The organism is Mycobacterium sp. E2462 (genome assembly GCF_001672685.1).
Taxonomy (GTDB): domain Bacteria; phylum Actinomycetota; class Actinomycetes; order Mycobacteriales; family Mycobacteriaceae; genus Mycobacterium.
The window spans coordinates 1-1,818 of record NZ_LZKC01000152.1; the positions used below are offsets into that span (position 1 = coordinate 1).

The 1,818-nt window shown below is 70.7% G+C and carries 2 protein-coding genes and 1 pseudogene; 2 read left to right on the plus strand and 1 reads right to left on the minus strand.

What is annotated here, in order from left to right:
- Both A5714_RS07015 and A5714_RS07020 read left to right on the plus strand, forming a co-directional pair.
- Positions 1-430 (plus strand): annotated as a pseudogene (locus A5714_RS07015) (AMP-dependent synthetase); the annotation flags it as partial.
- Positions 431-504: 74 nt separating this feature from the next.
- The gene (locus tag A5714_RS07020) at positions 505-981 is read left to right on the plus strand and encodes a YbjN domain-containing protein (protein WP_068284159.1); all 477 of its coding nucleotides are present in this window, start codon (positions 505-507) and stop codon (positions 979-981) included.
- Here A5714_RS07020 and A5714_RS07025 read toward each other — a convergent pair.
- A partial coding sequence (locus A5714_RS07025) for an acyltransferase (protein WP_068284164.1) occupies positions 978-1,818 on the minus strand: 841 nt, incomplete at its 5' end. The two genes, A5714_RS07020 and A5714_RS07025, sit on opposite strands and share 4 nt — an antisense overlap.

Consider the following 1,818-nt stretch of genomic DNA (forward strand, 5'->3'; position numbering starts at 1 on the left):
GAGCCGCGACGGGTGGGATTCCCTGGGCGACCTGGGGCATTTCGACTCCGAGGGTTTCCTGTACCTGTCGGACCGGCGGGTGGACATGTTCACCGTGGGCGGCCGCAACGTGTATCCCGCCGAGATCGAGAACGCCCTGTCCGCCCACCCGGAGGTGCTGTCCTGCTTGATCGTCGGCATCCCCGACCCGAACGACGGCGACTTGGGGCAGGTGCCCTACGCGCTGGTGCAAACCAGCGAGGGCTCGGCCCTGGACGCGGCGGGCGTGCGGGCGTTCCTGCGCGACAGCGTGGCCGCGTACAAGGTGCCGCCCGCCGACGACTTCGTGGAATTCGTCGACGCCCCCCTGCGCGACGACGCCGGCAAGGCGCGGCGCTCGGCGGTGCGCGACGCGATCCTGGCGCGCCGGCACGTCGCGCAGCCCGGCTGACGCGCGCGTCCAAGAATGCTCCAAGGCTCCGCCCGCAGTATCGGTTCGACCACAGACCGCGTCCGGGAGGACCCATGCAGATCGAGCCGTTGAGCACCGAGTTGATCGAACGCTACCTGCGCTCGCATCCGCTGCGCTTCTTCCGCAGCGATGACGGCGAGGAGTTCTTGCTGACGTCCCCGCATTCGCGCGGAAAGCTGTCAATCACGTTGCGCATCAACGGGTTACGGCGCGATATCCTGGAGGTGTCGATCAGCCCCGCCGCGCACTACCCGGCGGCCGAGCGCCCGCGCCTGCTGGAACTGGTCAACGAGTGGAACCGCGACACCCACTGGCCCAAGGCCTTCGTGCGCGAGACGCCCCACCCCGGGCACGTCAGCGTCGTCGGGGAAAACGCCTACCTGTTGACCCACGGAATTCACCCGCAGGCGCTCGGCGACCTCGTCAGATCGACGGTCGAGCACGGCGCGGACCTGTTCGACAAGATCGAGCGGTCCCTGCGCCAGCCCTCGGCGGACGTCCTGGAACGCTGGCTGGACCGCACCAACTAGGGCGCGATCGCGTCCGCCTCCGCGTCGACGGCCGGCTCGGCCGGGATGCGGCGTCTCTCCCAGCGCCGCAGCGCTTCCCGGCACGGCGATTCCACGAGGGCGTAGCTGACGGCGGCGATCGCGAAGCCGAAGATCAGCGTCACCGCCAGCACCACCGGCATGCCGCCGTTGAACGGGAAGATCCCCAGCACCGGAAAGGCCATGTCCAGTGCCGCCAGGTGCCAGATGAACAGGCCGTAGGACCAGCGGCCCAGCGTCACCATCGCGGTGCTGCCCAGCAGCCGGTGCGGGGTGTCCGCCCGATCCAGCACCAGCGGCGCGACGAGCGCGAACGCCACCACCGAACCCATCGCGGTCTTGACCGCGAACTGCGCCGCACTGCCCTGGGCCAGGCCCTCCGGCCCGGCCAGCGGCGACGCCGCCACCAGGTACGCCGCCACGGCGACGGCGGCCATCAGCAGGCGTCGGCGCGCCAGGCGCGCCGGCGCGCCGACCGGCTCGTGCACCCACTCGGCCAACACCATGCCGGCGGCGAACCAGGAGAAGAAGGCCGGCGGCCAGTTCAGTGGATTCATCCCGCCGCCCTGCCCGAAGGGGATCCAGCCCCACGCCCAGCTCGCCGCCGCCAGCGCGGCGATCGCCGGCACCCGGGCGCGCACCGGCAGGCGCCGGGCCAGCAGCGCCAGGATCGGCAACGCCAGGTAGAAGCTCACCTCCACCGAAAGGCTCCACATCTGCGTCAGGCCACCGGTGAGAGTCAACGGCACATAGATCTGCGTCAGGGTCAGGTTGGCCAACCACACCGTCAGGTTCGCGTGGTTCGCGTCGGGCAGCAGG

Bases quoted from the DNA above. Each gene is read 5' to 3' on its own strand.
- A5714_RS07020 (WP_068284159.1), top strand. From the start codon at position 505: ATGCAGATCGAGCCGTTGAGCACCGAGTTGATCGAACGCTACCTGCGC.